The organism is Pedobacter mendelii (assembly GCF_014635725.1).
Classification (GTDB): Bacteria; Bacteroidota; Bacteroidia; order Sphingobacteriales; family Sphingobacteriaceae; genus Pedobacter; species Pedobacter mendelii.
This window is the reverse complement of the sequence record NZ_BMDJ01000014.1, coordinates 54,664-80,781: the sequence shown is the minus strand read 5'-3', so window position 1 is coordinate 80,781 and position 26,118 is coordinate 54,664. Positions and strand designations below refer to the sequence as shown.

Here is a 26,118-nt window from a genome sequence, read left to right as displayed (position 1 = left end):
CCGATGAAGGTCGTATTAAACGGTGGGGTTTAATTATCCTGCCGTTTTTTTGCGCACTCTTGTTGCCGTTTTTGGTGTATTCTTAATTGCCGATTTTTGTGCAGATTAACTTACTGATTACAATTGTAATCGGGAAATAATAACTAACCTAAAGGATGAATCGAAAAACAAGTCTTAAAAGTGTGAATGATATAAGAAATCAACAGAATTCCATAACCCATCACAGCGAAAAACCACCAGATTTGTTTTGATTAGATGTCTGATCAAAAAAACAGAAGAATTATGATGTTTTATGAAAATAATTACTGGGGAATGGATTTTATCTGGTGGTGTATTTGGATAATTTTAATCTTCTGGATATTTGCCTTGCCTTATCAAATACCTGGACAGCGACACAGAAAAGATAAGCCGCTAGATATCTTGAATCGAAGATTTGCCTCTGGAGAAATCAGCAAGGAAGAATTTAAAGAACGAAAAGACATTCTTATGGCTTCATAAGCTTGGCTAAATAAATAAAATATAAGAATGGCCACTTAAGGCCATTTTTCCAAATTTAAAATCACGAGCAAATGAGAGGATTTAAAAACAGCATCGAGGCAGACAGTCTTGAAAACACTAATTTTAGAAAAGTAATCTATACGGGTAAATATCTTCAGTTGGTGCTGATGAACCTTACACCAGGAATGGATATTGGTGAAGAGACGCACCACTCTAACGATCAGTTCTTTCGTTTCGAGGGCGGACATGGCAAATGCTTTATAGACGGTAATGAATATTACGTAAAGGCCGGAGATGCTATTGTGGTGCCAGCAGGGGCTAGTCACAATATTATCAATACTGATACCGAGGTTGATTTAAGCATGTATACCATTTATGGTCCTCCAAACCATAAGGATGGGATAATCAGAGTTACAAAGAAAGCAGCAGAAGAGGATGTCGAAGAATTTGATGGTATGACCACAGAATAAGTTGGAGAAACACAATCCTAGTTTTGCTTCCCGAATAAAGGCAAAGAAGTAAAAAATCCAAATGCTTGCTACAACTGTAGCAAGCAACTTCAACCGATAAATTAAACTAATATCCAATGAGCACTGAAATAAAAAACATAAGGTTGGTTTCTGCAGAAGATCTTTTTGAAACCCTTAAAATAAATTTTGCAGATTACCTGAACAAAAAACTGGATTCGGAGGTTATGGTTGAATTTGCACGTGTATATGATATTATCGACGTATCCTTTCCTGAGATTATCGTTGGCATAGCATTTCATATCGTTGTTTCTGAAAAGGAAATCATTCTTTCAACAGACAATACTATTCCTGCAAACAACAGTCAGGTTCTGGAAAAACAGCTCACTGATTTTCTGGAACTTAATCTGAATTAATTCTACCCACCATCTCAGGCAAAGCGTATTAAAAGCCCTGTCTTGACATTGCCCGATCTAAAAAACAACAACATGATAAAAAAGAAAAAAATAGGCATATGGATGGATCATTCAGTAGCCAATCTAATGGACTACCCAGCGAGTCCAATACTGACAAGAACAATTGAATGCAACTTTACCAGCAAGGCTAAAGAAGAAGCATTAACACGTGGGGAAAGCACAATGCATACCAAGGAAAAGGGGGAGCAGGCAGATTACTTTAGGGAATTAGCTGACCTCATCAGGAAATATGATGAAGTGCTACTCTTTGGCCCTACTGAAGCTAAAACCGAGCTGTACAATACCTTTAAGGATAATCACCAGTTTTCTAAAATAAAAGTAGAGATCAGGCCGGCAGACAAAATGACCAAAAACCAGCAGCATGCTTTCGTAAGTAGCTATTTCAAAGTGGGAGTAAATTGATCTGTAAATTTTAATTCTTCATCCTATTTTTAGCCATAAAACTGATTTATAAACAGTTAAAGTAATGAAATGAATCCAGGAAATCAAAAAAATATGAGGGGAGCACTAGCTCCCCTCATATTTTTAGTCCATCATTAAATAATCATACTGCACTGAAATTTCATTATCTACGAACCAAACGCCTGGTGCATTCCATGCAATGCGCTGTGCTTCATCTTTTTGGAATAATGAACTTACCTCGCCACTTAGGGTTACGCGGTTTCCCGCCACCTTAACATGGATATCCTGATCATTAATAGACCAGTTACGGGCGATGGCTTTTTCGATATCCGCTTTTTCAACGGCATCTTTTACATCAGAGGCAATTTTGATGCTATTGATTACCCCTTTTACGCCAAGCAGATTTTTTATGGCAGTTTTTGCTGCATCTTTCTGGTAGTTCCAACTCAGTTCGCCCTCAAGAGTTACCCAACCTTTTTCTACTTTAACCTCGATTTTGTCGCTAGGTACCTGCCAGCTCCATTTCAATGCATTTAATACTTCTCTGGCTATGTCACCATCTTCCTTGATACCCCAGTCGCCGAATTTAACTTCGATCTTTTCAACCACGGCAGAAACGCCGCTAACTTTTTTTGCTGCATCTTCAGCTTCTGTTTTTTTAATATAACTATCTACAGTTCCGGTCAGAGTCACAACCCCGTCTTTTGCGATTACTCCTATCTCTGCTGCATTCAAAAGTGGTTCCCATTTAATGGCCTCCTGAACGTCTTTCTGTAAGCTTTCATTACTTTTCATCTCTGATGATTTTATGGTGAATTATTTCACGCATCAAAGTTTGCTCATTACTGCTCTTAGTTGTTATATATTTCGATAAAATCCTTATACAATTCACATGCCTACAGCTTTAGAAAATTTTTAAATCACTAATATTTCCACTAAAGAAAAGCATTGAAGTAATACTCAATCGAAGCAATATGATTATAAATATGTGAATTATGCAACTTTAAGCTCCATTTGTGCAAACTATTAAGCCTACAAAATGGTCATCTTTATCTTATCAAATACACAGAATAGTTGAATAATTTTATAATTAACACTCAATACCTTATCATCGTTTTGGCCTCTACCATCATCTACCTGTTTTGAAACCAATTATTAATGTAAATCTGATTACTTAACAAGTACATAGAGATAAGCTAACTAAAAAATATACATGTAATGGAAGAACTATTGATAAGTAAAGAGGTTGAGCAAATCTCGCCAGAACTTTTAAACAAAATGGATGCGTACTGGCGAGCGGCGAACTATCTCTCTGTCGGACAAATCTATCTGTATGAGAATGCAATGCTTAGAGAAAAGCTCCTATTATCACATATCAAACCTATTGTTGTGGGTCACTGGGGAACCACTCCAGGACAGAACTTCATCTATGTACACCTGAATAGAGTGATTAAAAAATTTGATCTAAATATGTTTTACATTTCTGGTCCGGGGCATGGCGGTCCTGCGCTTGTTGCGAACACTTACCTTGAAGGAAGCTATAGCGAAATTTACCCTAATATAAGCCAGGACGAAGAAGGGATGAAAAAATTATTCACACAGTTTTCTTTTCCCGGTGGAATTTCGAGTCATGTTGCGCCCACCACACCTGGTTCAATTCACGAGGGCGGCGAATTGGGTTATTCGCTTAGCCATGCCTTCGGTGCTGTATTTGATAATCCAGATCTGATAGTTGCCTGTATTGTAGGTGATGGTGAGGCAGAAACCGGTCCTTTAGCTACCGCGTGGCATTCCAACAAATTCCTAAACCCAATTACCGATGGAGCGGTACTGCCGATACTTCATCTAAATGGCTATAAAATCAGCAATCCTACGCTGCTGGCTCGAATAGAACATGAAGAACTGGAACAGTTTTTTAAGGGCTGTGGATGGAAACCTTATTTTGTTGAGGGCGAAGATCCTGAAAAAATGCACCTGGAAATGGCGCTCGCAACAGAAAAAGCAATAACAGATATACGCAGCCTTCAGGAGCATGCCAGAATAACAGCAGATAACAGCAGACCACGCTGGCCGATGATAGTTCTTCGTTCTCCAAAAGGATGGACAGGACCAAAAACCGTCGATGGCCTACAGAACGAAGGTACCTTCCGTTCTCATCAGGTTCCAATTCTGGTGGATGAAAAACATCCGCAAAATGTTGTTCTACTAGAAAAATGGATGAAAAGTTACAGGGCCGAAGAGCTTTTTGATGAGGAAGGCAGGCTTATTGAAGAACTTGCAGCGCTTGCTCCTAAAGGCAACAGCCGTATGGGTTCCAATCCCCACACCAATGGAGGACTATTGCTTGAAGCCCTGATAATGCCGGATTTCCGTGAGTTCTCAATTGAAGTGCCATCTCCTGGATCAGTTCAGGGACAGGATACGATGATATTAGCAAAATTCCTGAGTGAAATTATCAGGCTCAACAAAACCAATTTCCGGATATTTGGCCCCGACGAAACGCTATCCAATCTTTTAGGTGCAGTTTTTCAGGTAAGTAACCGCCAATGGGATGCCGAAACGCAAGATAACGATGAATTTCTTTCACCTTCTGGACGTATTCTTGATGCACAACTTAGCGAGCACCAATGCGAGGGTTGGCTGGAAGGTTACCTACTCACCGGAAGGCATGGAATATTTAACAGCTATGAGGCCTTTATTCGAATTGTGGATTCTATGTTCAGCCAGCATGCCAAATGGTTAAAGGTTACCAGAGAACTTCCCTGGAGGCGAAATATTGCCTCATTGAATTACCTCTTGGCTTCACATGTCTGGCAGCAAGACCACAATGGATTTACCCATCAAGATCCAGGGTTTTTGGATCATGTAATCAGTAAAAAAGCCGATGTTGTAAGGGTTTACTTACCGCCGGATGCAAACTGCCTGCTTTCCGTTTTCGATCACTGCCTTCGCACAAAGCATTATGTAAATGTTGTTGTTGCAGGAAAACATGCATTGCCCCAATGGCTGAATATGCGAGAGGCTGAAACACATTGTACCGAAGGTATTGGTATTTGGCAATGGGCTAGTAATGACAAAGACTCGGAACCGGATATAATTATGGCCAGTTGCGGTGATACGGTAACATTGGAGCTTCTGGCGGCAGTTTCGATATTAAGGGAACATCTTCCTAAACTTAAGATTAGAGTCGTTAACGTAGTCGATTTAATGAAAATGCAGTCGAGTTCCGAGCATCCGCATGGACTTAGTGAAGTAGACTACGATTCAATATTTACAAGAGATAAACACATTATTTTTAACTTTCATGGCTACCCATGGCTGGTACACCGCATCAGCTACCGAAGAGCCAACCGTAATCTACATGTACGGGGATATAAGGAAGAGGGAACCATTACAACACCTTTCGACCTGAGGGTACAAAACGAGATCGATCGTTTCCATTTGGTTATCGATGTAATAGATCGAGTGCCCAATCTGGGCAGTAAAGGGGCTTATTTAAAACAGCAGCTAAAAGACAAGCTCATTGAACATAAACACTATGTAAACCGATATGGAAAAGACATGCCCGAAATACTGGAATGGAAATGGAACATTAACCCTTAAATTTTAATATCCATTAGTAAAGAAATTCCAATAAGAAATTATATCCTCTCAAGCGCAAATGCACTTGCCAGATATGCTGCAATTTGTCGGCGATGTAATCTAGTGCCTATTGTTGAACCAGAAGTGTTGATGCTCGGTGATCATTTTTCCAAAAAAAATATTACTAGGTAACCAGGGACTTGCTAACTACGGTAAACCAAATATGATATTACCAGGTCAGGATTCCCGCGAAAGGAAGGATGCAGAAAAAATCGAAGAGGAAACTATCATGTGCTAAATGGATCGCGTTTCGGCAGCTGTTCAGGGTATTACATTTCTGTCAACGTGACTGGCTCGACAGAAAGCTTCTACAAGATTGAATGCAATGAAGCAGATTAAAGAAAACAACCCACCTTGGATATTAACATTCTCATTTGGACGGGCACTCCAACAAACTGCCCTTGCTATCTGTAAAAAAAAATGAAGAGAATAATATTAGTGCAAAAAGGCGATTAATCATGGGACAAAATGCAACATAATGGCAAATATTGGACACTATAATTTTGAAATAGAAAAATGAAACTCCACTAATTAATAAACTAAACGATGAATAGAAGAAAATTTTTAGCAGGCTCGGGTGCAACTATTGTAATTGTCGGGGTTACAGGCTATATGCTAAGTGATATGCAAAACTTCGAAAGATCGGATTCTGACACAAAGCAAAACAATAAAACTAGATTGAAAGCAGATGAAATAAAGATTTTATCCCTTGCCTCTTTGGCACCCAGTGGTCACAATACGCAACCCTGGTTCATTAAAAGCTTAGCACCTTATCACTGGATTATTTGCAATGATAAAAAAAGATGGCTACCAGCTGTTGATCCATCGCAGCGCGAAACGGTATTATCAATTGGTGCTTTCTTACAAAACTTAACGTATGCAGCAGATAGCATTGGATATAAACCCAATTTCAAGCTAATGGCTACAACCAACCAAGATGAGGAAATGATGGAGGTTAAACTAATTAAATCGGGTAAGATTTTTAGCTTCGATACAGAAACAATAAGACAGCGCAGAACCGTGCGATCGAATATGCTAGTTGATGCAATAAAAAAAGAGGATTTAAGAGATTTAATTAGTGAAGATCCTGATATGATTCATTTCATTTCTGCTTCTTCAAGAGAATATGGATACCTTAATGAACAAACTATTGAAGCTAACAGAATCCAATCTTACCGAAATGCTGCTCAGAATGAACTTTCTAACTGGATCCGCTTTTCCTCAAAAGATGCTAAGAAAAAGCTTGACGGACTGACTACTGGTAGTATGGAAATTGATGGTATTCCGGGTTGGATGGTTAGGAATTTTTATGACCGGGAGAATGTTATGTCAAAAAGTTTTAGAGACAGGGGCATTGCTCAGGTAGAAAAGCAGGTCGCTTCATCTGCAGGCTGGTTTTTGATCTCAAGCAAAGAGGATTCGGTTGGTGCGCTAATTGAAACTGGAAAAATGATGCAAAGACTTTTTTTAAAGGTGAGAGATAAAAATATAGGTATTCATCCAATGACGCAGATATTAGAAGAACCCAGCATAAAACAGAGCCTGAACACTTCTGTAGGAATAAAGGATCAGATACAGTTCATTCTTCGGGCAGGTTATGTGAAAAATTACCCTGATCCGGTCTCTTTGAGGCGGACATTGGACATGTTTGTCAGGAAATGAAATACTTCATCAACCTAAGATGGCGGCTCCTAAATACAAAAATCCATTATAAAACTTACAAGAAATTTTGGTATAAATTCATAAAATGCAATTAACAAAAGCTCTTATTATTGTTGTTATTTGAACTTTAGAATTAATAGATTTTCCTGTAAGAATTTTTAGCCTTAATAATAAGAAAAACACATAGGGCTCCAATAAGTAGAATTATTATGGCTAGTAAAATATTTAATAGCGAAAGGTTAAAGGTTCTGGCAGAGAGAGCTAGAGTAATAATAGAGAAGTAAAAAAGAATTAAACAGTGAAAGGGCTTTATCTTTTGATTACGCCTGACTATTTTCTTTTTCTCTTCAATTGTTCTAATTCGTTCCATTTTTTGCTTTTTTATAAAGCACCATGCCAAAATTATTCCAACAGAATAAGCATTAAAACAAACAACTGTATATCAGATGTTTAAGAATTTATTAAACTATATCACATAAAAATAACCTTATCATTATGGTGTACTAATTATCAAAACGACATTAATGGAGTTTAAACTATATTGGATAAGCAAGAATTAGAATAGCAATCTTCGAAAGCATTTATGTTATTTATAATTAAAGTAGTTATAAAGGCTTAAAATAATACAATGATTACAATAAAAAATGTTCCATGATAGGTCCATAAAACTAATAAACAGTGATAAACAACACCTATCGATAGAATCGCGGCAGCGCTTACAAACTGTATAAATTTATAAAATGCTCTCAATTATATTCTAAAAGGCTTTTTAATAATCCAACTCAGGCTTATAGTAAAAGTAAATCTGATAAACTTTATCCAAAACCAATTTTCAGATAAATCTTGGTCATTGTGACTTTACGAATTAAGGTAATGTTATTAATTCGCTTACGCTTAAATTGATTTAATCGTCATCATCTTTCTTTTTCTTTTCAAGAATTACAAATGCACTTCTTTTTGGGGCAGGCATTATCGACTTTTCGCCCTTAACAGATTTCCATATAACTTCATTTAAATCTAAATCTGGAGCAGAATCTTCTTTCGCAAAATTAAAAAGTTCGGATCGTCTACTGCTTTCATTAAGTGCTACATTTCTGTTATCAAGGTTTATTAAGGGTTGAATTGTATTATAAGGTGTAAAATCTGGTTTATTAGTAAAGCATTCAAATAAAGGCATAGCGGCCGCGTCGTATTGGCTCATTGGCGGTAAACCCAATATAAGTTCCATAGTTCTTAAAAAACCTGAAGTAGAATACATGGTGTGTATTACTGCATTTCTTTTAACATACGGACCTAAGACATATGCCGGAGAACGATGCGCATCTACGTGGTCGGGTCCATTTTGTGCATCATCTTCAAGTATAAATACAACCGATTCTTTCCATATATTACTATGAGAGAGTTTATCTAATATTCTTCCTACAGCCAAGTCATTATCTGCAACAGCCGATTGAGGAGATACTTTACCTTTTTTTTGCCCACTTGTATGGTCGTTTGAAACCCTTAAAGTACTGAATTGCGGAACCTTGCCTGCAACCAATAATGAATCAAAATCATGAATCCATGCATCTGCCCTAACCTGGTCTGTAATGTCCATATCAAACCCTGGAGAATTTGGACACATATTTCCTTGGAGAGATTTAATATTGGCCTTTCCATAATCGCCAAATTCACCGTAGCTTCTGTAAGAAATTCCTGCACGCTGGCAATAATCCCAAATAAAACCTCCTTTTGGATAAGTTACAGGTCTACCGCCTTCGTAGTTTGTAGTTCCACCTCTTGCGCCATAACTTGTTGGCCATGTTTTTTCTACCACGTCGGTTGCATAAGCAGCCATACTCCAATTGTGCCCATCCGCACTTACCTCTGCATCAACATAAAAATTATCCAGCAGTACATAATTTTGAGCAAATGCATGTTGGTTAGGTGTAATTCGTTTCCCGAAAAGGGTTAAACTTGAATCGCCATTACCTTTAGGCATATCACCCAGTACCTGATCGTAGGTACGATTTTCTTTTATGATGTAAAATACATGCTTTATTGGAGACTTCTCCCCCTGTTTGCGTGGTATAGGGTTACCTTCTTCTCCGTCGGCAGTAACTGTTTTTTTATCTGTAAATGGCGTATTCGCATAAACCTGTGCAGTATAAATCTTCAACTGTTCTGGCTTTGGCATTTCAATGAAGGATAAAGAACCCTTAAATAATCCTGCAATATATTGAAGCTTATTATTAGCTGTACTACCCATTTGATAGCCACTGTTATCAGCCTTTGAAATTGGCTGAGGACCCTGCGGATTTGCCAGAGAGGTATTGCCTTTACCATTGGTTACCAGAATTCTTGAACCTATTACTTTAACATTTGTCGGATACCAACCTACAGGAATAAAACCCTGACTTTGACTACTTCCTGGTTTGCTTACATCAAAAACTGCAAGGCAATTATTATCAGCATTGGCTATGTAAAGGCTCTTTTCATTACCGCTTAGTGCAAGACCATTTGTTGTAGAACCTGTTAATTGCGTTGCATAAAGCGTAGTAGCAATTGTTTCGATAACCTTATTTGTCGCTGTATTGATAACAGAAACCGTGTTATCATTAGCATTGGCTACAAAAAGATAATTCCCTTTCTTGTTCAATAGTAATTCATTTGGATGGTCTCCAACAGGAATTAAGCCTGATATTTTTCCTTCCTCAACATCAACCAAAGCCACTGCTCGTCCACCCCATAGTGAAATATATAATTTAGCTTCATCAGGAGATAAAGTACAGCTATAAGCTATTGCAGGCAGCTGAATCTTTTTAATTATCCTTTTTTCTACCGGATTAATAATGTAAAGACAACTGTCTTCTTTAGTTACTGTAAAAACTTTAGTATTTACTTTATTCACCACAATTCCGGCAGGACTAACCTTGCCTTTAGGCCAAACGTCACCTAGCTTTAGCGTATCACTTTCTGTAAGTTTATTACCAACAATACTGAAATTTAAGATAATATTATCATTTCCTCCTGAAACATACAGATGCTTTTCATCTTTACTGAAAGCCAAACCATACCATGATTTTTTTATTATTTTCTCATCAAGAATTTTTTCAGTTTTTGCATCAATAAGTTGTACGGACTGAGTACTCTGTCCGTTATTGGTAACAGCTATAAACCTACCTGAAGAGCTTACCTGCATATTCAGCGGTAGGTCTCCAACTTGGAGAGAATGGCCGGCCGGACTTAACTTCCATCCGTTAGGAAGAAGAATCTGACCATTAGATTCATTTTTTCCTGGTAACTGTGCGTAGGCATTCTGGAAAATGAGAGCAAATAAAGAGATGATCAAATATTTTTTCATTGGATTTTTGTAAAGAGAAAAGTCTATTATAGAAATTAGACTACAAATTTAAAGGAATCGTGTTAAAAATGTATTAAGTTAATATTAATAGAAATTAACCTCAACATAAATATTACAAAATGAATATTACTTTTTTTTACGAGAAAATGTTAAGAAAATATAAAAAACAGCAATATCCATTGCTGCCATTTAAAATCAACTAACTAAACTTAATCATACTAACCAAGTATTGACAACGCAAACTTGGGTTATTGTGTAAAATGAATATCATCGATTGGTAAACATTAAGGTATTATAATTTTAACTACCATAAAAATTTAAACTTAAACAATGTTATTTACTTCAAAACCGCGATAACTTAGCATTTCAGCATTATGAGAAACAACCAGTTTCAGTTTCATTTTTTCAATAATTTCTTTCGCATGGGTAATGTTTGCCGGCATATCATTAATTCCTCTAATTTCTATACCACATTTCATTAGTTTAAATTTAACTGGTTCAAACTTATCAATGAACTGCTTTAGATCAGGTGTAAGCGATGTATTTTCGTTTTGCATCATCATATATTATTAATGGTGCAAAGCAATGCAAAGCATTTTAACTCACGTACAACATATTGTTAAATTATCAACAATTGTTTATTTAAGTAATTCATAATTATAAAAATAAAACAACCGGAGTTCAAATCAAGCTGAATTGTTAAATCCTTTAATACAATAGCTTTTGGAAATTCCAACTGATATTAGTTGAAGCCTTGCCTATATTCCATTGGAGTTAAATTTGTTTTACTTTTAAAGAGTTTACTAAACGATTGAGAATATCCGAAACCCAATTGGTAGGCAATTTCGCTAATGGTAAAGTTGGTCGTAATTAAAATTTCTTTTGCCTTTTCAATGAGTTTGTCGTGAATATGTTGTTGAGTATTTTGCCCGGTTAAACTCCGCAACATATCGCTTAAATATGATGGCGAAACATTCAGATCTATTGCTAATTGTTCAACTGTTGGTAATATCAAATTTGAATTGTTAGAAAAATATTTTTCTAGTACAGCTTCAAATTTTGTAAGCAAGTCGTTCGTTGCCATTTTTCTGGTAATAAACTGCCTGTTGTAAAAACGGTTACAGTAACTAAGAAGTAAATCGAGATTGGAGACAATAACATCCTGGCTAAAATTATCTAACCTCGAAGCGATTTCTTTTTGAATATTTTGAACGATAATTTCAATAGTATCTTCTTCTAACTTTGATAGATGAAGTGCTTCATTTACGCTATAAGAAAAGAAACCTAAATTTTTAATTACTTTACCTAAAGCATATTTCCTGATTAAATTAGGATGAAATAACAAAGACCAACCATCTTTATTGATATCTTCTTTACTATCTACACTGATTATTTGGTTTGGTGCAATGAAAGACATTGTTCCATCATCAAAATCGTAATGATTTTTACCATACTTTAATTTACCCCTAAAACTTCTTTTAATAGAAATATTATAAAAATCTAACAGCAATTTTTGCTCGTTGCTTTTGTTATTATGAGGTGTTTCGGAATGATCAATAATGGTTATTAAAGGGTTTAAAGGACTGGGTAATCCCATAAAGGAATGTAATTCTTTTACCGAACCTATTTTCTTAATATTTTGTGCTTTGTTTTTCATTTATCAAAATGAACAGGCAGTTATGATCTACCGCCTGCTTTATTGGTTTGTAAATTTAAGCATTTAAAAAGTCAATACCTGTACTTCTGTCTGATGTCATCGCTTCAAGCACATTAGCAGGGTATTCAACCGGCAATTTACTTACTTCATTCAGTATATTTAATTCATCATCTGTAAATATAACCTGCACCGATTTTAAATTATCCTGAAGTTGTTTAATTTTTGTTGCACCAATAATTACGCTACTTACAACAGGCTGATGTAACAACCAGGCCAAAGCCAATTGAGGTACAGATACATTTTTTTGAACTGCCATTGGTGTTAGTACGTCTAAAACATCATATGCTCTATCTTCATGAAAAGGTGGAAAAGGAAAACTATTTAGTCTACCAGCTTCTTTGTTTCCATCTCTTTTGTACTTGCCCGTAAGCAAGCCACCACTTAATGGACTCCATATCATCATACCTACTTTTTGATCTTTAAGCAATGGAATAATTTCACGTTCAGCATCTCGAACATCTAATGAATAATTGGCTTGAAGTGAGGCAAAACGGTCTAAATGATTGTATTGTGAATAAGCCAACCCTTTCATCAATTGCCAGGCAGAAATATTACTGGCACCAAAATACCTAATTTTGCCACTTCGCACCAAATCGTCTAATGTCCTAATGGTTTCTTCAATTGGTGTTAGGGGGTCAGCCGTGTGGATTTGGTACAAATCAATATAATCTGTCCCAAATCTTTTTAAACTCCCTTCTACCTGTTGAATAATGTGTTTTTTTGAAAGCCCCCTATCATTTTCACTTTTTCCCATTGAGCCCCTCACTTTAGTAGCCAAAACCAAATCATCTCTATTAATAGAAAGATTTTTGATTGCTTTGCCAATCATTATCTCCGAAAGTCCTTCCGAATAAATGTTTGCTGTATCAATAAAATTAACACCCGCCTCAATAACGGTTTTTATTTGTTCGTCAACTGCATTTTGGTCAAGGTTTCCCATATAGCCAAAGAAGCCCTTACCACCAAAATTCATTGTGCCTAAACACAGCGTTGAAACCTTCAAGCCTGTATTTCCTAAAACTTTGTACTTCATATTTTATGATTTAATTATGAAACACAAAGTTGAACTGTTATTAAGGTAAACTTGTGTGCAAAATGAAGTTGTTTGTGTTCAAAATGGACTTTAAAGCAGCTAATAAAAGAGTTTAATTTTTGAGTAACACTAAAATATATTATCTAATCTCAAATTCATAATTACCTGCAAGAAGTTGGATTTTATTAGCCATTTCTTTTCCATACAGAAATAATTTCTTTCCTGCTATAGATGGTATTTCTACACTTGCTGTAGAATTTGCAGGAATTTTCACGCTGTACTTAATACCTTTATCAGTTCTTTTCCACGATGAAATAATTTTTCCAAAGGGACCATCATGCGAAGCTTCAAAATGACTTAATCCTTCAACAAAATGAGGCTTCAATAAAATATTCTTAAAGCCAGGCTGCTCTTCATCAACCTTTATGCCTCCAATACCTTTAAAAAACCATCCCCCTATTTCACCAAACATCATGTGGTTATCTGATATATCTCTCTTTGCATCCATATCCCAGTTTTCGTGCAAAGTTGTAGCACCGTTAACAATCCACCATCCCCAACCGGGATAGGTATCTTGAGCCGCTAATTTATATGCAATATCACTATGCCCGTTATCACTCAAAGCATTTAGAACAGCTTTCGCACCCAATACACCAACATCAATGTGCATTCCATCAGCAATTACTCTTTTAGCCAAATTGTCGGCAACCAATTGTATAGAAAGTTCAGGAACAATATTCCATTGTAGGGCCATGCTCAATTCTGTTTGTACACCCTTCCCATAAATTCCAGTTTTGGCATTAAAATATTTAGTATTAATGGCCTTCTTAATTTTTTCAGCCAAAGCATTATAAATTAAATAATCATTTTTATTATTAAAAATCTTAGCTGCCTTTGCTAGTATATCGGCATCAACGTAGAAATAAACAGAAGAGGTATATTCTAAGTCGGAAGTTGATTTAACAGGAACCCAATCCCCCCTTCCGAAAGTTGTTAAACCATCTTTACTAATTCCATTAACGTAATTAACATATTGTTTAATATTCTGATAATTATCTGCCAATAATTTGCTGTCACCATAAAATGTATAAATGTTCCAAGGAATTATAGCAATGGTACTGGTCCAATCTGTGCCATTGGCAGTACCATAGCCCCAGCCACCTGTCGGTATAATATCAGGCAATACACCATTTGGTTGTTGTTCATCCCGATGGTCGGCCATCCATTTTTCGTAAACCGTAATGCCATCGAAATTATACAATCCGGTCTCAACTGCAAAGTGCCCATCGCCCGTCCATCCATTCTTTTCTCTTTGCGGGCAATCTGTTGGAAATCCGTAAAGATTAGATAAGTATGAATTATTAGTTGCCCACCAAAGTTTATCAATAAGTGGGTTTGAAGATGATAATTTTCCAACAGCAGGCACATCGCTATGCATAAAATAACCAACTAAACTTTTTTCAGTTAACTGAATTGGCTTTGAACTGGTTACCTCAATATATTGAAAACCTTTATAATTAAATAGCGGCATAAATTGTTCTTCTCCTTCGCCATTTAAAATAAATATATCAGTTTGAAAAGGGTCAGATTTGTCTTTCGGACGATGGTACACATCAATATTAGATAAATCTGCATGCCCACTGCTATCCAATCGCTCTGCATGTTTTAACCTAATCACAGTACCTCTTTCTCCTGATATTTTAATTTTCGTAACACCTGCGATATTCCTACCTAAATCAAAAAGATATGTTGTATCGTTAAACTTTCGTATGGTTTTTACCGAAATTTCTTCAACATCCCGTATCGGGTGCATGGCCTGTGAAACGATATTTCGTGATGGAGCAGCCCTTAAAGTAATACCACGCCATTTAGAGTCGTCAAAATCTACCGTATTCCATCCTTTTTGTTCTAAACGGGCATCATAATGCTCCGCTGTGTAAATACTGTTTGATATAATCGGACTCAAACTCGTTTTCCAATCATTTCCTGAGATTATTACATCTGTTGAACCGTCTGTGTAGGTAATTCTTAAATCAAGACAGAATGTTGGCCGTGCTCTCCAGGGCGCTTTATCGAAATTCCAAACCGCGAGTGATTGGTGGTTGTACCAACCATTACCAAGTAAAACACCAATAGCATTTTTACCTTCTCTAAGACTTGAAGTAACATCGTAACTAACATAAAGATTTCTCCTGTCGAAGCGGGTGTACATTGGGTCTAAACGATGGTTCCCAACCTTTTTACCATTTAGGTATAATTCGTACAAACCCGCAGCAGCAATATAAGCTCTTGCCGATTTAATCTTTTTTTCTGCAGCAAATACCTTTCTAAAATATGGTGCTGGTAAAGTGTTGATGTCATTTCTATCACTTATCCACGTCCCTTTCCAGTTTTCTATGGCCATCATCCCCATTTCAAATGTCGATGTAGCTGATGAAATTTTGTTACTCTTGTCCCAAATCTCAACCCGCCAATAATATTTTGTGAATGGAGTCAAAGCTTTTCCGGCGTAGGTTACCAAACTGTTTGATGATAAGATTTTACCCGAATCCCATTGAATGCCTTGTTTGTTCGCAAGTTGAATAGAATCTGTTCCTATTATAATCCGATAAGCATTTTGAATGGCTCCTTTGGTTTCATCAAGCATCATCCAGGTAAATCGTGGCTTCGGATTATCTAAACCGATTGGTCTTACCAAATACTCACATTTAAGCTGTACAGGTTTAGCAGCAAATACTGTTTGTTGCAGTGTAAAAAGCAGAAGAAAAATATAAAATTTACGTATAGATAATATCATAAGGAATGAAAAAGCTGGATAATTGGTTAATCGATTTACTATTAATGCAAATAACGTTGATTAGAAATATACGTTACAATAATATACATTTTGGAGCGCTTTTTAAAGCTTTAAAAAAGTAATAAAGAAAACAATTATCCAACATATGTTTTCACCTATTTTTAAATGCAAAATTTTATTAATTTTACACCCTATTTGTCATCCCTCTAATCACTTATGAAAAATTTCATCGTTCTTTTTGCACTTGCAATTACACTTTTTGCATGTAAAAAATCAATTCCCGAACCCGATGTGATTAGATTAAATGTATATATAACGGAAATCGAGCATACGAATGAAAATGAACCAAGCTTTTTATATTGGTATGTTAGAAAGGCTAAATCTGGCGGTTTTTACTATGTAACATCAACAAAAAGAACTTCAGATTTTACAGATTACAATTTTAATCATAGCCTAAATATGCCTACAGATTTAGAAGGTGCTTTTCAATTAAAGGATATCGTAGTTTCCATCAACAACCTTAAAGGAAAAATTAAAACAGATTATTAGCAGGCATAAAAAAAGAGAGATAACTTGAAAATTATCTCTCTTGAAATATTAAACAAATTGGTTATGCCTGAGCTGGCTTACCTTCATGGCTCTTTTTTATCTGAGCATTTATTCTTTCTAAAACATCGTAAATATCAAATGGCTTGCTAATATAATCATCTGCAAATGCATCAATAGCTTTTTGCTCGCTATTATTTTGCGCAGACATTACAATAATCGGTATGTGCTTAGTAAAAATATCAGTTTTTAAATCTTCACAAATTTCTGCACCATTTCCATCGGGTAACATCACATCTAATAAAAACAAATCGGGCATTGCATCCTTTATATTCTTTTTTAATTCTGAAAATGATGATGATAATTGTAGTTCAAATCCTTCTTCCTTTAAAAGAATTTCAATCACATTTCTGATTTCCTGATCATCTTCTAAAATATGTATTCTCTTTTTCGACATAATTCAAATTATTGTTTGGTTACTAATATTGGGTCAATTTTTTTTATACGATAGTTACAGTAACACCCAAACCTTCTAAATGTTTTACAATTTGTTCAGAAATTCCTTTATCTGTAATAATGTGATCAATTTCTTCTAATCCACATATTTTACCGAAACCTCTTTTACCGAATTTTGATGAATCGGCTAGTACAATAGTCTTTTGCGATACACTAATCATTTTACGGTTTAAATGTGCCTCCATTGCATTTGTAGTTGTTAAACCGAAATCTAAATCAATTCCGTCAACACCTAAAAACAATTTATTGAAATAGAAATCGCCTAAAACCTGCTCTGCGTAGCTTCCCATTACAGATGATGAACTTTTTCTTAATATGCCACCTAACTGAATTACTTCTATACTTGGCTCCCGCATTAATTCCAAAGCGACATTTAATGCAGATGTAACAACAGTTAAATTCGAGGCTGGCTGAATGTTCTTAGCAAAATACAATACAGTAGTACCTGAAGCAATAACAATCGAATCATTATCGTTTAATAACGCTGCCGCCGCCGCACCAATTTTATTTTTTTCTGATGACTGGATTTTCTCTTTTTCATTTACCGGTCTATCAACGGTATATGGATTATTCATCGTTGCACCACCATGTGTTCTAAAGAGCAAACTCTTATCTTCAAGTAGTTTTAAATCCTTTCTTATCGTAACTGACGAAACTTTCAATTCCTTACATAAGTCCACAACATTGATATATTGATCTCTTTGTAAGCGGCTTAAAATTAGTTGGTGCCTTTCAGCTAAATTCATCATAAATATTACTTGGTTTTTTGGAATGGCACAAATTAAACATTTTGTTAAATCATTTGAGTAAATAAAATAATAATTTTTTAACGATGATATTATATTATTTCGATTAGGATTACTTATAATTGCGTATTGTTTCGTTTTATTATCTTTTGTTTTAAATGAATAGAATTCACAACTCTTTAATTACAGAAAACACCCAATGGGACATTATCATTATTGGTGGTGGTGCAACTGGCTTAGGTACTGCGTTGGATGCAGCAAGCAGAGGTTTTAAAACTTTATTGGTAGAACAATCAGATTTTGCAAAAGGAACATCTAGCAGAAGTACTAAATTAGTTCATGGCGGCGTTCGTTATCTTGCTCAGGGCGATATCGGTTTGGTAAAACATGCATTAGAAGAACGGGGCCTTTTACAAAAAAATGCTGCTCATTTAGTAAATAAAGAAGAATTTATAATTCCATGTTATAGCTGGTTTTCGGTTTTAAAATATCTTACAGGCTTAACACTTTACGATTGGCTTGCAGGAAAATACAGCTTTGGAAAATCAAAATTTCTATCTAAACAAGAAACACTAAATTCGATTCCTGAAATAAAATCGAAAGGTTTAAAAGGTGCAATTAGTTATTTCGATGGAAAGTTTGATGATGCCAGACTAGCCATTAACATTGCGCAAACGGCAATAGAAAATGGCGCTACCTTATTAAGCTATACAAAAGTTATCGCTTTGCAAAAAAACGGTCAACATGTTATTGGCATTGATACGGAAGATACATTAACCGGTAAAAAAACTAAATTTTTGGGAAAAGTTGTGATTAATGCAACAGGCGTTTTTGTTGATGATATTTTAAAAATGAACAACCCTGAATCAAAAAATATGGTTCGCCCAAGCCAGGGTGTACATGTTGTTTTAGATAGAAAATTTCTCAAAAGCGAATCAGCCTTAATGATTCCAAAAACATCTGATGGAAGGGTATTGTTCGCCGTTCCATGGCATAACCACTTGTTAGTTGGCACAACAGATACACCTTTGAATGAGCATAGCCTCGAACCCAGGGCTTTAAAAGAAGAAGTAGATTTTATATTAAGTACAGCGTCTGAGTATTTTAATCAAAAACCAACTGAAACTGATATTTTAAGCGTTTTTTCAGGTTTAAGGCCATTAGCTGCACCAACTAAAACTGATGGAAACAGTACGAAAGAAATAAGCCGCGATCATAAACTCATCATTTCAGCAAAAGGATTAATTACCATTACTGGCGGTAAATGGACAACCTATCGCCGCATGGCAGAAGAAACCGTAGATTTGGCTATAAATCATGCAAACCTGATTTTTAAACCTTGCCGAACCAAAAATTTAAAAATACACGGTTGTACAGATTTTAGGGATGGTAGTTATTTAGATATTTATGGAAGTGACAGAATAAAAATTGAGACATTAATTATAGAGAATCCAGAACTAAGCGCAAGGCTTCACCCCCATTTTCCATATAATAAAGCTGAAGTTATTTGGGCCATTAAAAATGAAATGGCCGAAACAGTGGAGGATATTTTAAGCCGTAGATTACGCGTTTTATTTATCGATGCAAGTGCCGCAATGGAAATGAGTAAAATTGTTGCATCAATTTTAGCAAAAGAGTTACATACAGATAAGGATTGGGAAAATAATCAAGTCGATATTTTTAATAAATTGGCTTCAGGTTATTTATATCAATCTGAGATCAGAGAGAAAAAATCGGCTTTAGCCGAATAATACCTAACCAAAATTTTAATTATGAGCAAGTTTATCTTGTCTCTCGACCAGGGAACCACCAGTTCGAGAGCAATTGTTTTTAATCACGATGGTGAAATAGTAGCCATTGCCCAAAAAGAATTTACACAAATTTACCCACAAGCTGGTTGGGTTGAACATAACCCTATGGAAATATGGTCAACACAGTTATCAGTAGCAGCCGAAGTTATTGTTAAAGCTGGAATATCAGCAAGGGATATCGATTCAATTGGGATAACAAATCAAAGGGAAACAACTGTAGTTTGGGATAAGGAAACCGGAATTCCTATTTATAATGCTATTGTTTGGCAAGATAGAAGAACTTCGAAATATTGCGATGAAATTAAAGCAAAAGGATTGGCAAAGAAAATTCAGGAAAAAACAGGCTTAATTATCGATTCATATTTCTCTGCAACAAAAGCCAAATGGATTTTAGAAAACGTTGAAGGTGCAAAGGAAAAAGCCGAAGATGGTAAATTAGCCTTTGGAACTATTGATAGCTGGCTAATATGGAAACTAACAGCCGGAAAAACTCATGTAACGGATGTAACTAATGCATCTAGAACTATGATTTACAATATCCATAGCTTGGAATGGGATAAAGAGCTTTTGGAACTTTTTGGTATACCAGAAGAAATGCTGCCCGAAGTAAAGTCATCAAGCGAAATTTATGGAGAAACAGCAGGAAATATTTTAGCTGCAAAAATTCCGATTGCAGGCATAGCCGGCGACCAACAATCTGCACTATTCGGACAAATGTGTACAAAAGTTGGCATGGTGAAAAACACCTATGGTACGGGTTGTTTTATGCTGATGAATATCGGAACTGAACCAAAAATTTCTGCTAATAATCTTTTAACAACCATCGCCTGGAAAATTAAAGATGATGTCCAATATGCTTTGGAAGGTAGTATTTTTATTGGTGGTGCAGTTGTGCAATGGCTAAGAGATGAAATGGGATTGATATCCAAATCTGCTGATGTAGAAACCCTGGCGAGAAAAGTTCCCGATACGGAAGGTGTATATGTTGTACCAGCTTTTGCGGGTTTAGGCGCTCCACATTGGGATCAGCATGCAAGAGGTACAATTACCGGCTTAACCAGAGGCACAAATAAATCGCATATAGCTAGAGCAGCATTAGAAAGTATAGCCTATCAAACAATGGATGTTTTAAAAGCTATGGAAGCCGACGCAGGTATTAATATTACCGAATTGAGGGTTGATGGAGGTGCCACAGCAAATGATTTATTAATGCAGTTTCAGGCAGATTTGTTAAAGTGTAAGGTTATTCGACCAGAAGTAACAGAGGTTACCGCAATAGGTGCCGCCTACCTTGCTGGTTTGGCTACAGGATTTTGGAACAGTATTGACCAAATTCGTTCACAGTGGAAAATAAACAAAACTTTTTCTGCTAAAGAGGGCATTGATAATACAGAAAGAATTAAAGGATGGAACAGGGCTGTAAAAGCTGCTCGTGTTTGTGCAGAAGAATAAATTAAATATTAATACAATCTGATTATTCAGGATTTAATTAAATAAAAAATGACAGAATTTGTTGCAGAATTTATGGGTACAGCCCTTCTAATTCTTCTCGGTAATGGCGTTGTTGCTAATGTTGTACTAAAAGGAACTAAAGGAAACGACAGCGGATGGATGGTAATTACTACTGCCTGGGCGCTTGCAGTTTTTGTTGGTGTTGTTATTGCTGCACCCTATAGTGGCGCGCATTTAAATCCTGCAGTTACAATTGCTTTGGCCATTACGCAAAAATTTGCCTGGATAAAAGTTCCTTATTATATACTTGCCCAACTCTGTGGTGCTATGAGCGGTTCGTTTTTAGTATGGGTAATTTACAAAGACCATTTCGATGCTACAGAAGACAAAGGTTTAAAAGCTGCCGCCTTTGCAACATCTCCAGCAATCAGAAATTTGAAGTCGAATTTATTTTCGGAAATAATCGGAACATTTGTACTCATTTTTGTAATATTCTTTTTTACCAATGCAGAAATGGGTACAGAAAAGACAACAATCGGATTAGGTTCTATCGGTGCCATCCCTGTGGCATTTTTGGTTTGGGTAATTGGTCTAGGATTAGGAGGCACAACAGGTTATGCTATAAATCCTGCTAGAGATTTGGGGCCAAGAATTATACATAGCATAATCCCTATGAAAGGCAAAGGAACAAGCGACTGGTCTTATGCTTGGGTACCTATCCTTGGCCCTGTAATAGGTGCAACTTTAGCCGCATTACTCTACTTAGCTCTAAATTTCAAATATTAAACAATCTTATACTTTATTTTAAATCGTTGATTTGATACGCTACTTTGATTTACTTCAAGAAGATAAAATAAATGATTTTCAAAATATGAATGATCTTTCATGATTGTAAAAAAATCCAATCAGACAATTTAAATTGATAATTTCAAGTTAGTTTTAACCTAAAATAAATTAGTTGAAACCAATATTTAATACATTTGTTTCTTAAATGATTCATTCATGTTTGAGCGCATGTTTGGGTTTAGATATGGGATAGGTTTTTTAGCCTATCCCTTTTTTATTTCCTTAGCATTGTTAAAACTAAAAATTAAACCCAATTCCTTATTTATTTATCAAACCATACAAGTCATTTTTTGTTAACTTGAAACGATAACATTAAGTGAGACCTGATTTCAAGCTTGATACGTGAAGAGGCAATGTTATTAATGCAGGATTTTTATCCTGCATTATTTGTTTTTGGCAACAGCACTTTTAGCATTTTAACGTAAACTTTTTTAGTAGATTTAAACTAACTATTTATTGTTAAGCCAATTGTATGTTAAAAAGACTCAGGTATTTTTATAAATATGTTAAATTGCTTTTAAGCCTGTTACTAATATTTATAAGCCATCATAATTCATTTTCTCAAAACAAAAAAACACTCTTATTTAAGCACTTAACACAAGAAAATGGATTAAGCGACCCAACAATAAGGGCATTACATATCGATAAAGATGATTTTTTATGGATTGGAACAGAAAATGGTCTTAATCGTTTTGATGGTACAAATTGTATTACTTATAAAAAAACAAAATACAACAGAACAAATTTTCCTGGTAATTATATTACTAATATTATAGAAGATAAAAATGGCGATTTAATTATTGGTTCTCAGAGTAATTTAGTTAAATACAATAAAAAGGCGGATAGCTTTAGTTCGTTCAAATTTATTCTACCTAAATTACAAAAAAACTATTATTCATTTCCATTTTATATTGATAAGGATAACAAATTATGGGTTTATCTAGCCGGAGAAATTTATAATTACAGTTGTAATAATAATCAACTAAAAAAAATAACCGGGTTTTCTAACGGATTTCAATTCACTCCAAAGTTATTTTACAACGAGTTGGATTGGTTTGTAAGCAGGGGTGTTAAAGGAATTTACTTAAACAAAATTGAAGCAGGGAAAGAGAAAAGTGCTTCTGAGTTTTTTATGTCTTCTAAAAAACCTAATTTAATAAGTCATGTAGAGGATGCTTATATTTCTTCAGATACATCAATTTGGCTTGCAGGAGAAAAAGGCATAATTAAGCTAAACCCTGTTAAAAACACTTATAAAATTTTTAGTTATTATAAAACCAAACCTTTTATTGGAACATCTATAGCTAAATATCCAGATAAACCATGGCTGTTAGTTGGTACAAATGGAAGCGGCTTATTACTTTTCGATTTAATAACAGAGCGGTTTATTACTCAATACAAACATTTAGATGGTGATCCTTTTAGTATTTCAGCAAATTACATAAGGAGGATTTATATTGATAAAAAGAATAATTTGTTCTTAGGTATCGACCGTTATGGGCTTGATTATACAAATTTAAATCAGGTGATATTCCCTAGATATATAACTAAGGCAGAAACTATTGATAATGATATTAGCAGAATTTTAAAGTTGAACGATAATCAGGTTTGGTTTGGCACAAAAAGTTCGGGACTTAAAATTTACAATAAGGATTTATCTGAATTATTAAAAAGCATGTTTAAGGGTTTAGGAATAAGTAAGTTAATTCATTTAAAGAATAAAGATGTATTAGTAGAAATAAATAACGGCTCATTTTATTTATACAAAACTATTAAAAACAAATTCTATCAATTAAAAGTGGCTTTCCCTAATAAATTTAAAGGTAAAATAGATATTCATCAAATTGTATATTGCAATGGAAATTTACTTGCTGCAACAGAATTTGGTGTAGCGAAGGTTACGTTCACTGAGCGGAATGAAATATTTTTCGATTTGATTAATGATGTTAACCGTTCATTGCCCTGGAACAACACTCAACAAATAATTCAAATTTCTAATAAAGAATTATTAATTCAAACGTATTATACAGCAATGTATTTATATCGATTTAATAATGGCAAATTTAACTACATTAAAGAAATCGGCAGAACACCTTACGCAATAAACGGTAACATAATTTTAAACGGAAATTTATATTTAGCTACTACTTCGGGGCTTCTAAAATTTAACACTAAAAACATTTCGTTTAGAGAAGAAATTTTAATTGATGCCAATTGCTCAAGCATAACTGCAGATAAAAATAAAAATCTTTGGGTAGGTACAAGTAACGGATTATATTTTTTTGATACTAATAAAAATAACTCCGTTAAATACACCACTTCCGATGGTTTGCAAAGCATGGTCTTTAATCCTGAAAGTATCGCTATGCTTAAAGATGATCAGGTTGCTATAGGTGGCATAAACGGAATAAACCTCTTTAACCCTAATAAAACCATTCCTTATAAAAGCAGTGGCTGCCCTAAAATTGTTTCCATACAAATTAATGATAAGCCTTATCACAAAGCTGGCAATTCTGTTACAATAAAAAAATTAAACCTCAATCACAATGAAAATACCATAACCATTGGCTACAGCTCAATGGACTATATTAACCCAATTCAAAGGAAAATAAAGTATAAAATGATTGGTTATGACAATAAAGAAGTTACTGTGATGGGGAATAGCGAATTAAGATTTCCAAACATACCTTCGGGAACTTATAATTTTGAACTTACAGATTTAGTTAGTAGCAACAAAATAGTGATGACTATCATAATTAATGCCCCTTTTTGGCAAAAATGGTGGTTTATTGCTATTATCATAATTGGTTTAATTTTAACCGGAATTCTAATGCTCATTTTATATTTACGATGGATTAAACACTTGCAGGCATTACAAATACGGCAAATGATTACCTTTCAAAAAGAAGATAGAAAGCGAATTGCAGATGATTTGCACGATGATTTAGGTTTGAAGCTATCATCGTTAAAACACTATTTGCTTGCAGGTGATATTAACAAAATGATTCAAAGTGGAGAGCTCAGAAAATTATCTGCACAATATATAGACCAGGCTTTACACGTTTTAAGGAATACTTTGATTAACTTAAGCCCTAAGACGCTGGATGAAAACGGATTAGTATTTGCCCTACACGATTTAGTTGATAATATTAATAAGTTAAAAATCATCAAAATTCATTTAGACAATGTCGGATTTAATACAATTTTGAAAAATACACAGCAATACGCATTATATAGAATATGCCAGGAGCTTATAAATAATTCGATAAAACATGCAGAGGCCGAAAACATATACATTTCTATTGTAAACAGGGATAATAAGGTAATATTACTTTATGAAGATGACGGAAAAGGTTTTGATTATGCAACAATAAAAAGAGGTTATGGATTATCAAATATCGAAGCACATATACAGGCAATAAAAGCAGATATTAATATCGATACGTTGCCTGGCAGAGGCTTGGCAGCTACTATTACTATAAATTTTAAGGCAAAAACTAAAACGCTAAATTAATGGTTAAGATACTTATTGTGGATGATCATAACATGATGATAAAGGGCTTAAAACTTATTTTAGCAGTTCGTAAAGATTTTAATGTTTATGCAACTGCAAATAATGGTTTAGAAGCTATTGATATTATTAAGAAAGATAAGCCCGATGTAATTCTGCTTGATATTAATATGCCGCTGTTAAATGGTTATCAAACCTTACAAATACTTAAATCTGATTTTCCGGAAGTTAAAATAATCGTTTTATCAATGTCTGCCGATAGAAAAAGTGTGCTCAATATGCTGGAAGCTGGTGCAAATTCTTATCTATTTAAAAATACAGACGACAAAACACTTTTTATAGCAATTGATGAAGTTATCAATGGGAAATATTATGTAAGTAATGAGATAGAAAACGTACTGGAAGAATTTATAATTGGCCAGAGAGATAATTCTAAAAAGAACAGTCAAAAACTACTTTCATTAAGGGAAATCGAAATTGCGAAGCTGATTATGGATGGCAATACTAATTCAGAAATCGCTGATATATTATTTTTAAGCGTAAGAACAGTAGATACACACCGTAAAAACATTCTCTATAAACTTGGTCTTAACAACACCGCTACATTGGTAAAATACGTTATGGAAAATAAAGTTTTTCTTGGTATGGATTAA

The 26,118-nt window shown here is 34.9% G+C and carries 22 protein-coding genes; 14 read left to right on the top strand and 8 right to left on the bottom strand.

The annotated features are described in order from the left end of the window. Positions 1-255 precede the first annotated feature (255 nt). From IEV50_RS18540 to IEV50_RS18525, 4 genes are all read left to right on the top strand, one after another. Positions 256-498 carry an SHOCT domain-containing protein gene (locus tag IEV50_RS18540; protein ID WP_229746799.1) on the top strand — a complete coding sequence of 81 codons (243 nt, stop codon included), beginning with the start codon at positions 256-258 and terminating at the stop codon, positions 496-498. 71 nt (positions 499-569) lie between these two features. Then, complete coding sequence (locus IEV50_RS18535; protein ID WP_188417218.1) at positions 570-968, top strand: cupin domain-containing protein; 399 nt, start codon at positions 570-572, stop codon at positions 966-968. Between the two features lie 116 nt (positions 969-1,084). Beyond that, complete coding sequence (locus tag IEV50_RS18530) at positions 1,085-1,381, top strand: hypothetical protein (RefSeq protein WP_188417216.1); 297 nt, start codon at positions 1,085-1,087, stop codon at positions 1,379-1,381. Between the two features lie 72 nt (positions 1,382-1,453). Continuing rightward, positions 1,454-1,843 carry a hypothetical protein gene (locus tag IEV50_RS18525; RefSeq protein ID WP_188417214.1) on the top strand — a complete coding sequence of 130 codons (390 nt, stop codon included), beginning with the start codon at positions 1,454-1,456 and terminating at the stop codon, positions 1,841-1,843. A gap of 123 nt (positions 1,844-1,966) precedes the next feature. Here IEV50_RS18525 and IEV50_RS18520 read toward each other — a convergent pair whose 3' ends face one another. Then, the gene (locus IEV50_RS18520) at positions 1,967-2,638 is read right to left on the bottom strand and encodes a BON domain-containing protein (protein ID WP_188417212.1); all 672 of its coding nucleotides are present in this window, start codon (positions 2,636-2,638) and stop codon (positions 1,967-1,969) included. 423 nt (positions 2,639-3,061) lie between these two features. Here IEV50_RS18520 and IEV50_RS18515 point away from each other — a divergent pair, with 423 nt between their 5' ends. The 4 genes from IEV50_RS18515 (at position 3,062) to IEV50_RS18500 (ending at position 7,147) form a co-directional block, all read left to right on the top strand. Then, positions 3,062-5,446, top strand: a complete 2,385-nt coding sequence (locus IEV50_RS18515; protein WP_188417210.1) for a phosphoketolase family protein — start codon at positions 3,062-3,064, stop codon at positions 5,444-5,446. Beyond that, a complete protein-coding gene (locus tag IEV50_RS19985; RefSeq protein ID WP_188417232.1) occupies positions 5,447-5,617 on the top strand; it encodes a class I fructose-bisphosphate aldolase in 171 nt (56 codons plus the stop codon). It begins immediately after the preceding gene. 157 nt (positions 5,618-5,774) lie between these two features. After that, positions 5,775-5,909, top strand: coding sequence for a class I fructose-bisphosphate aldolase (locus IEV50_RS19980; protein WP_371870278.1), 135 nt, complete (start codon positions 5,775-5,777; stop codon positions 5,907-5,909). Positions 5,910-6,031: 122 nt separating this feature from the next. After that, positions 6,032-7,147 carry an Acg family FMN-binding oxidoreductase gene (locus IEV50_RS18500; RefSeq protein WP_188417206.1) on the top strand — a complete coding sequence of 372 codons (1,116 nt, stop codon included), beginning with the start codon at positions 6,032-6,034 and terminating at the stop codon, positions 7,145-7,147. Between the two features lie 904 nt (positions 7,148-8,051). On the opposite strand, the gene IEV50_RS18495 is transcribed toward IEV50_RS18500, so the two are convergent. From IEV50_RS18495 to IEV50_RS18475, 5 genes are all read right to left on the bottom strand, one after another. Continuing rightward, a complete protein-coding gene (locus tag IEV50_RS18495) occupies positions 8,052-10,490 on the bottom strand; it encodes a bifunctional YncE family protein/alkaline phosphatase family protein (protein WP_188417204.1) in 2,439 nt (812 codons plus the stop codon). 323 nt (positions 10,491-10,813) lie between these two features. Beyond that, entirely contained in the window at positions 10,814-11,053 is a 240-nt protein-coding gene (locus IEV50_RS18490; RefSeq protein WP_229746798.1) for a hypothetical protein, read from the bottom strand. 179 nt (positions 11,054-11,232) lie between these two features. Then, complete coding sequence (locus tag IEV50_RS18485; RefSeq protein WP_188417202.1) at positions 11,233-12,147, bottom strand: helix-turn-helix domain-containing protein; 915 nt, start codon at positions 12,145-12,147, stop codon at positions 11,233-11,235. A 55-nt stretch (positions 12,148-12,202) separates the two neighbouring features. Beyond that, on the bottom strand, positions 12,203-13,240 hold the full coding sequence (locus IEV50_RS18480) for an aldo/keto reductase (protein ID WP_188417201.1): 1,038 nt from the start codon (positions 13,238-13,240) through the stop codon (positions 12,203-12,205). Positions 13,241-13,379: 139 nt separating this feature from the next. After that, positions 13,380-16,037 (bottom strand): alpha-L-rhamnosidase, encoded by a 2,658-nt coding sequence (locus IEV50_RS18475; RefSeq protein WP_188417200.1) that lies wholly within the window; start codon positions 16,035-16,037, stop codon positions 13,380-13,382. A gap of 216 nt (positions 16,038-16,253) precedes the next feature. On the opposite strand from IEV50_RS18475, the gene IEV50_RS18470 reads away from it, so the two are divergent. After that, a complete protein-coding gene (locus IEV50_RS18470; RefSeq protein ID WP_188417194.1) occupies positions 16,254-16,586 on the top strand; it encodes a hypothetical protein in 333 nt (110 codons plus the stop codon). 61 nt (positions 16,587-16,647) lie between these two features. Here IEV50_RS18470 and IEV50_RS18465 read toward each other — a convergent pair whose 3' ends face one another. Together IEV50_RS18465 and IEV50_RS18460 are read right to left on the bottom strand one after the other, a co-directional pair. Next, on the bottom strand, positions 16,648-17,040 hold the full coding sequence (locus IEV50_RS18465) for a response regulator transcription factor (RefSeq protein WP_123205977.1): 393 nt from the start codon (positions 17,038-17,040) through the stop codon (positions 16,648-16,650). A 43-nt stretch (positions 17,041-17,083) separates the two neighbouring features. Beyond that, positions 17,084-17,848 carry a DeoR/GlpR family DNA-binding transcription regulator gene (locus IEV50_RS18460; RefSeq protein ID WP_188417192.1) on the bottom strand — a complete coding sequence of 255 codons (765 nt, stop codon included), beginning with the start codon at positions 17,846-17,848 and terminating at the stop codon, positions 17,084-17,086. Positions 17,849-18,003: 155 nt separating this feature from the next. Between IEV50_RS18460 and IEV50_RS18455 the strand changes: the two genes are divergently transcribed. The 5 genes from IEV50_RS18455 to IEV50_RS18435 all read left to right on the top strand — a co-directional run bounded on the left by IEV50_RS18455 (position 18,004) and on the right by IEV50_RS18435 (position 26,118). Further along, positions 18,004-19,596, top strand: coding sequence for a glycerol-3-phosphate dehydrogenase/oxidase (locus IEV50_RS18455; protein WP_188417191.1), 1,593 nt, complete (start codon positions 18,004-18,006; stop codon positions 19,594-19,596). 21 nt (positions 19,597-19,617) lie between these two features. After that, positions 19,618-21,108, top strand: coding sequence for a glycerol kinase GlpK (gene glpK / locus IEV50_RS18450; RefSeq protein ID WP_188417190.1), 1,491 nt, complete (start codon positions 19,618-19,620; stop codon positions 21,106-21,108). Positions 21,109-21,156: 48 nt separating this feature from the next. Then, positions 21,157-21,894, top strand: coding sequence for an MIP/aquaporin family protein (locus tag IEV50_RS18445; RefSeq protein WP_188417189.1), 738 nt, complete (start codon positions 21,157-21,159; stop codon positions 21,892-21,894). 532 nt (positions 21,895-22,426) lie between these two features. Further along, positions 22,427-25,468, top strand: coding sequence for a ligand-binding sensor domain-containing protein (locus tag IEV50_RS18440; RefSeq protein ID WP_188417188.1), 3,042 nt, complete (start codon positions 22,427-22,429; stop codon positions 25,466-25,468). Then, positions 25,468-26,118: a response regulator gene (locus IEV50_RS18435; protein WP_188417186.1), complete on the top strand. Its 651-nt coding sequence runs from the start codon at positions 25,468-25,470 to the stop codon at positions 26,116-26,118. Before IEV50_RS18440 ends, IEV50_RS18435 begins: the two co-directional genes overlap by 1 nt.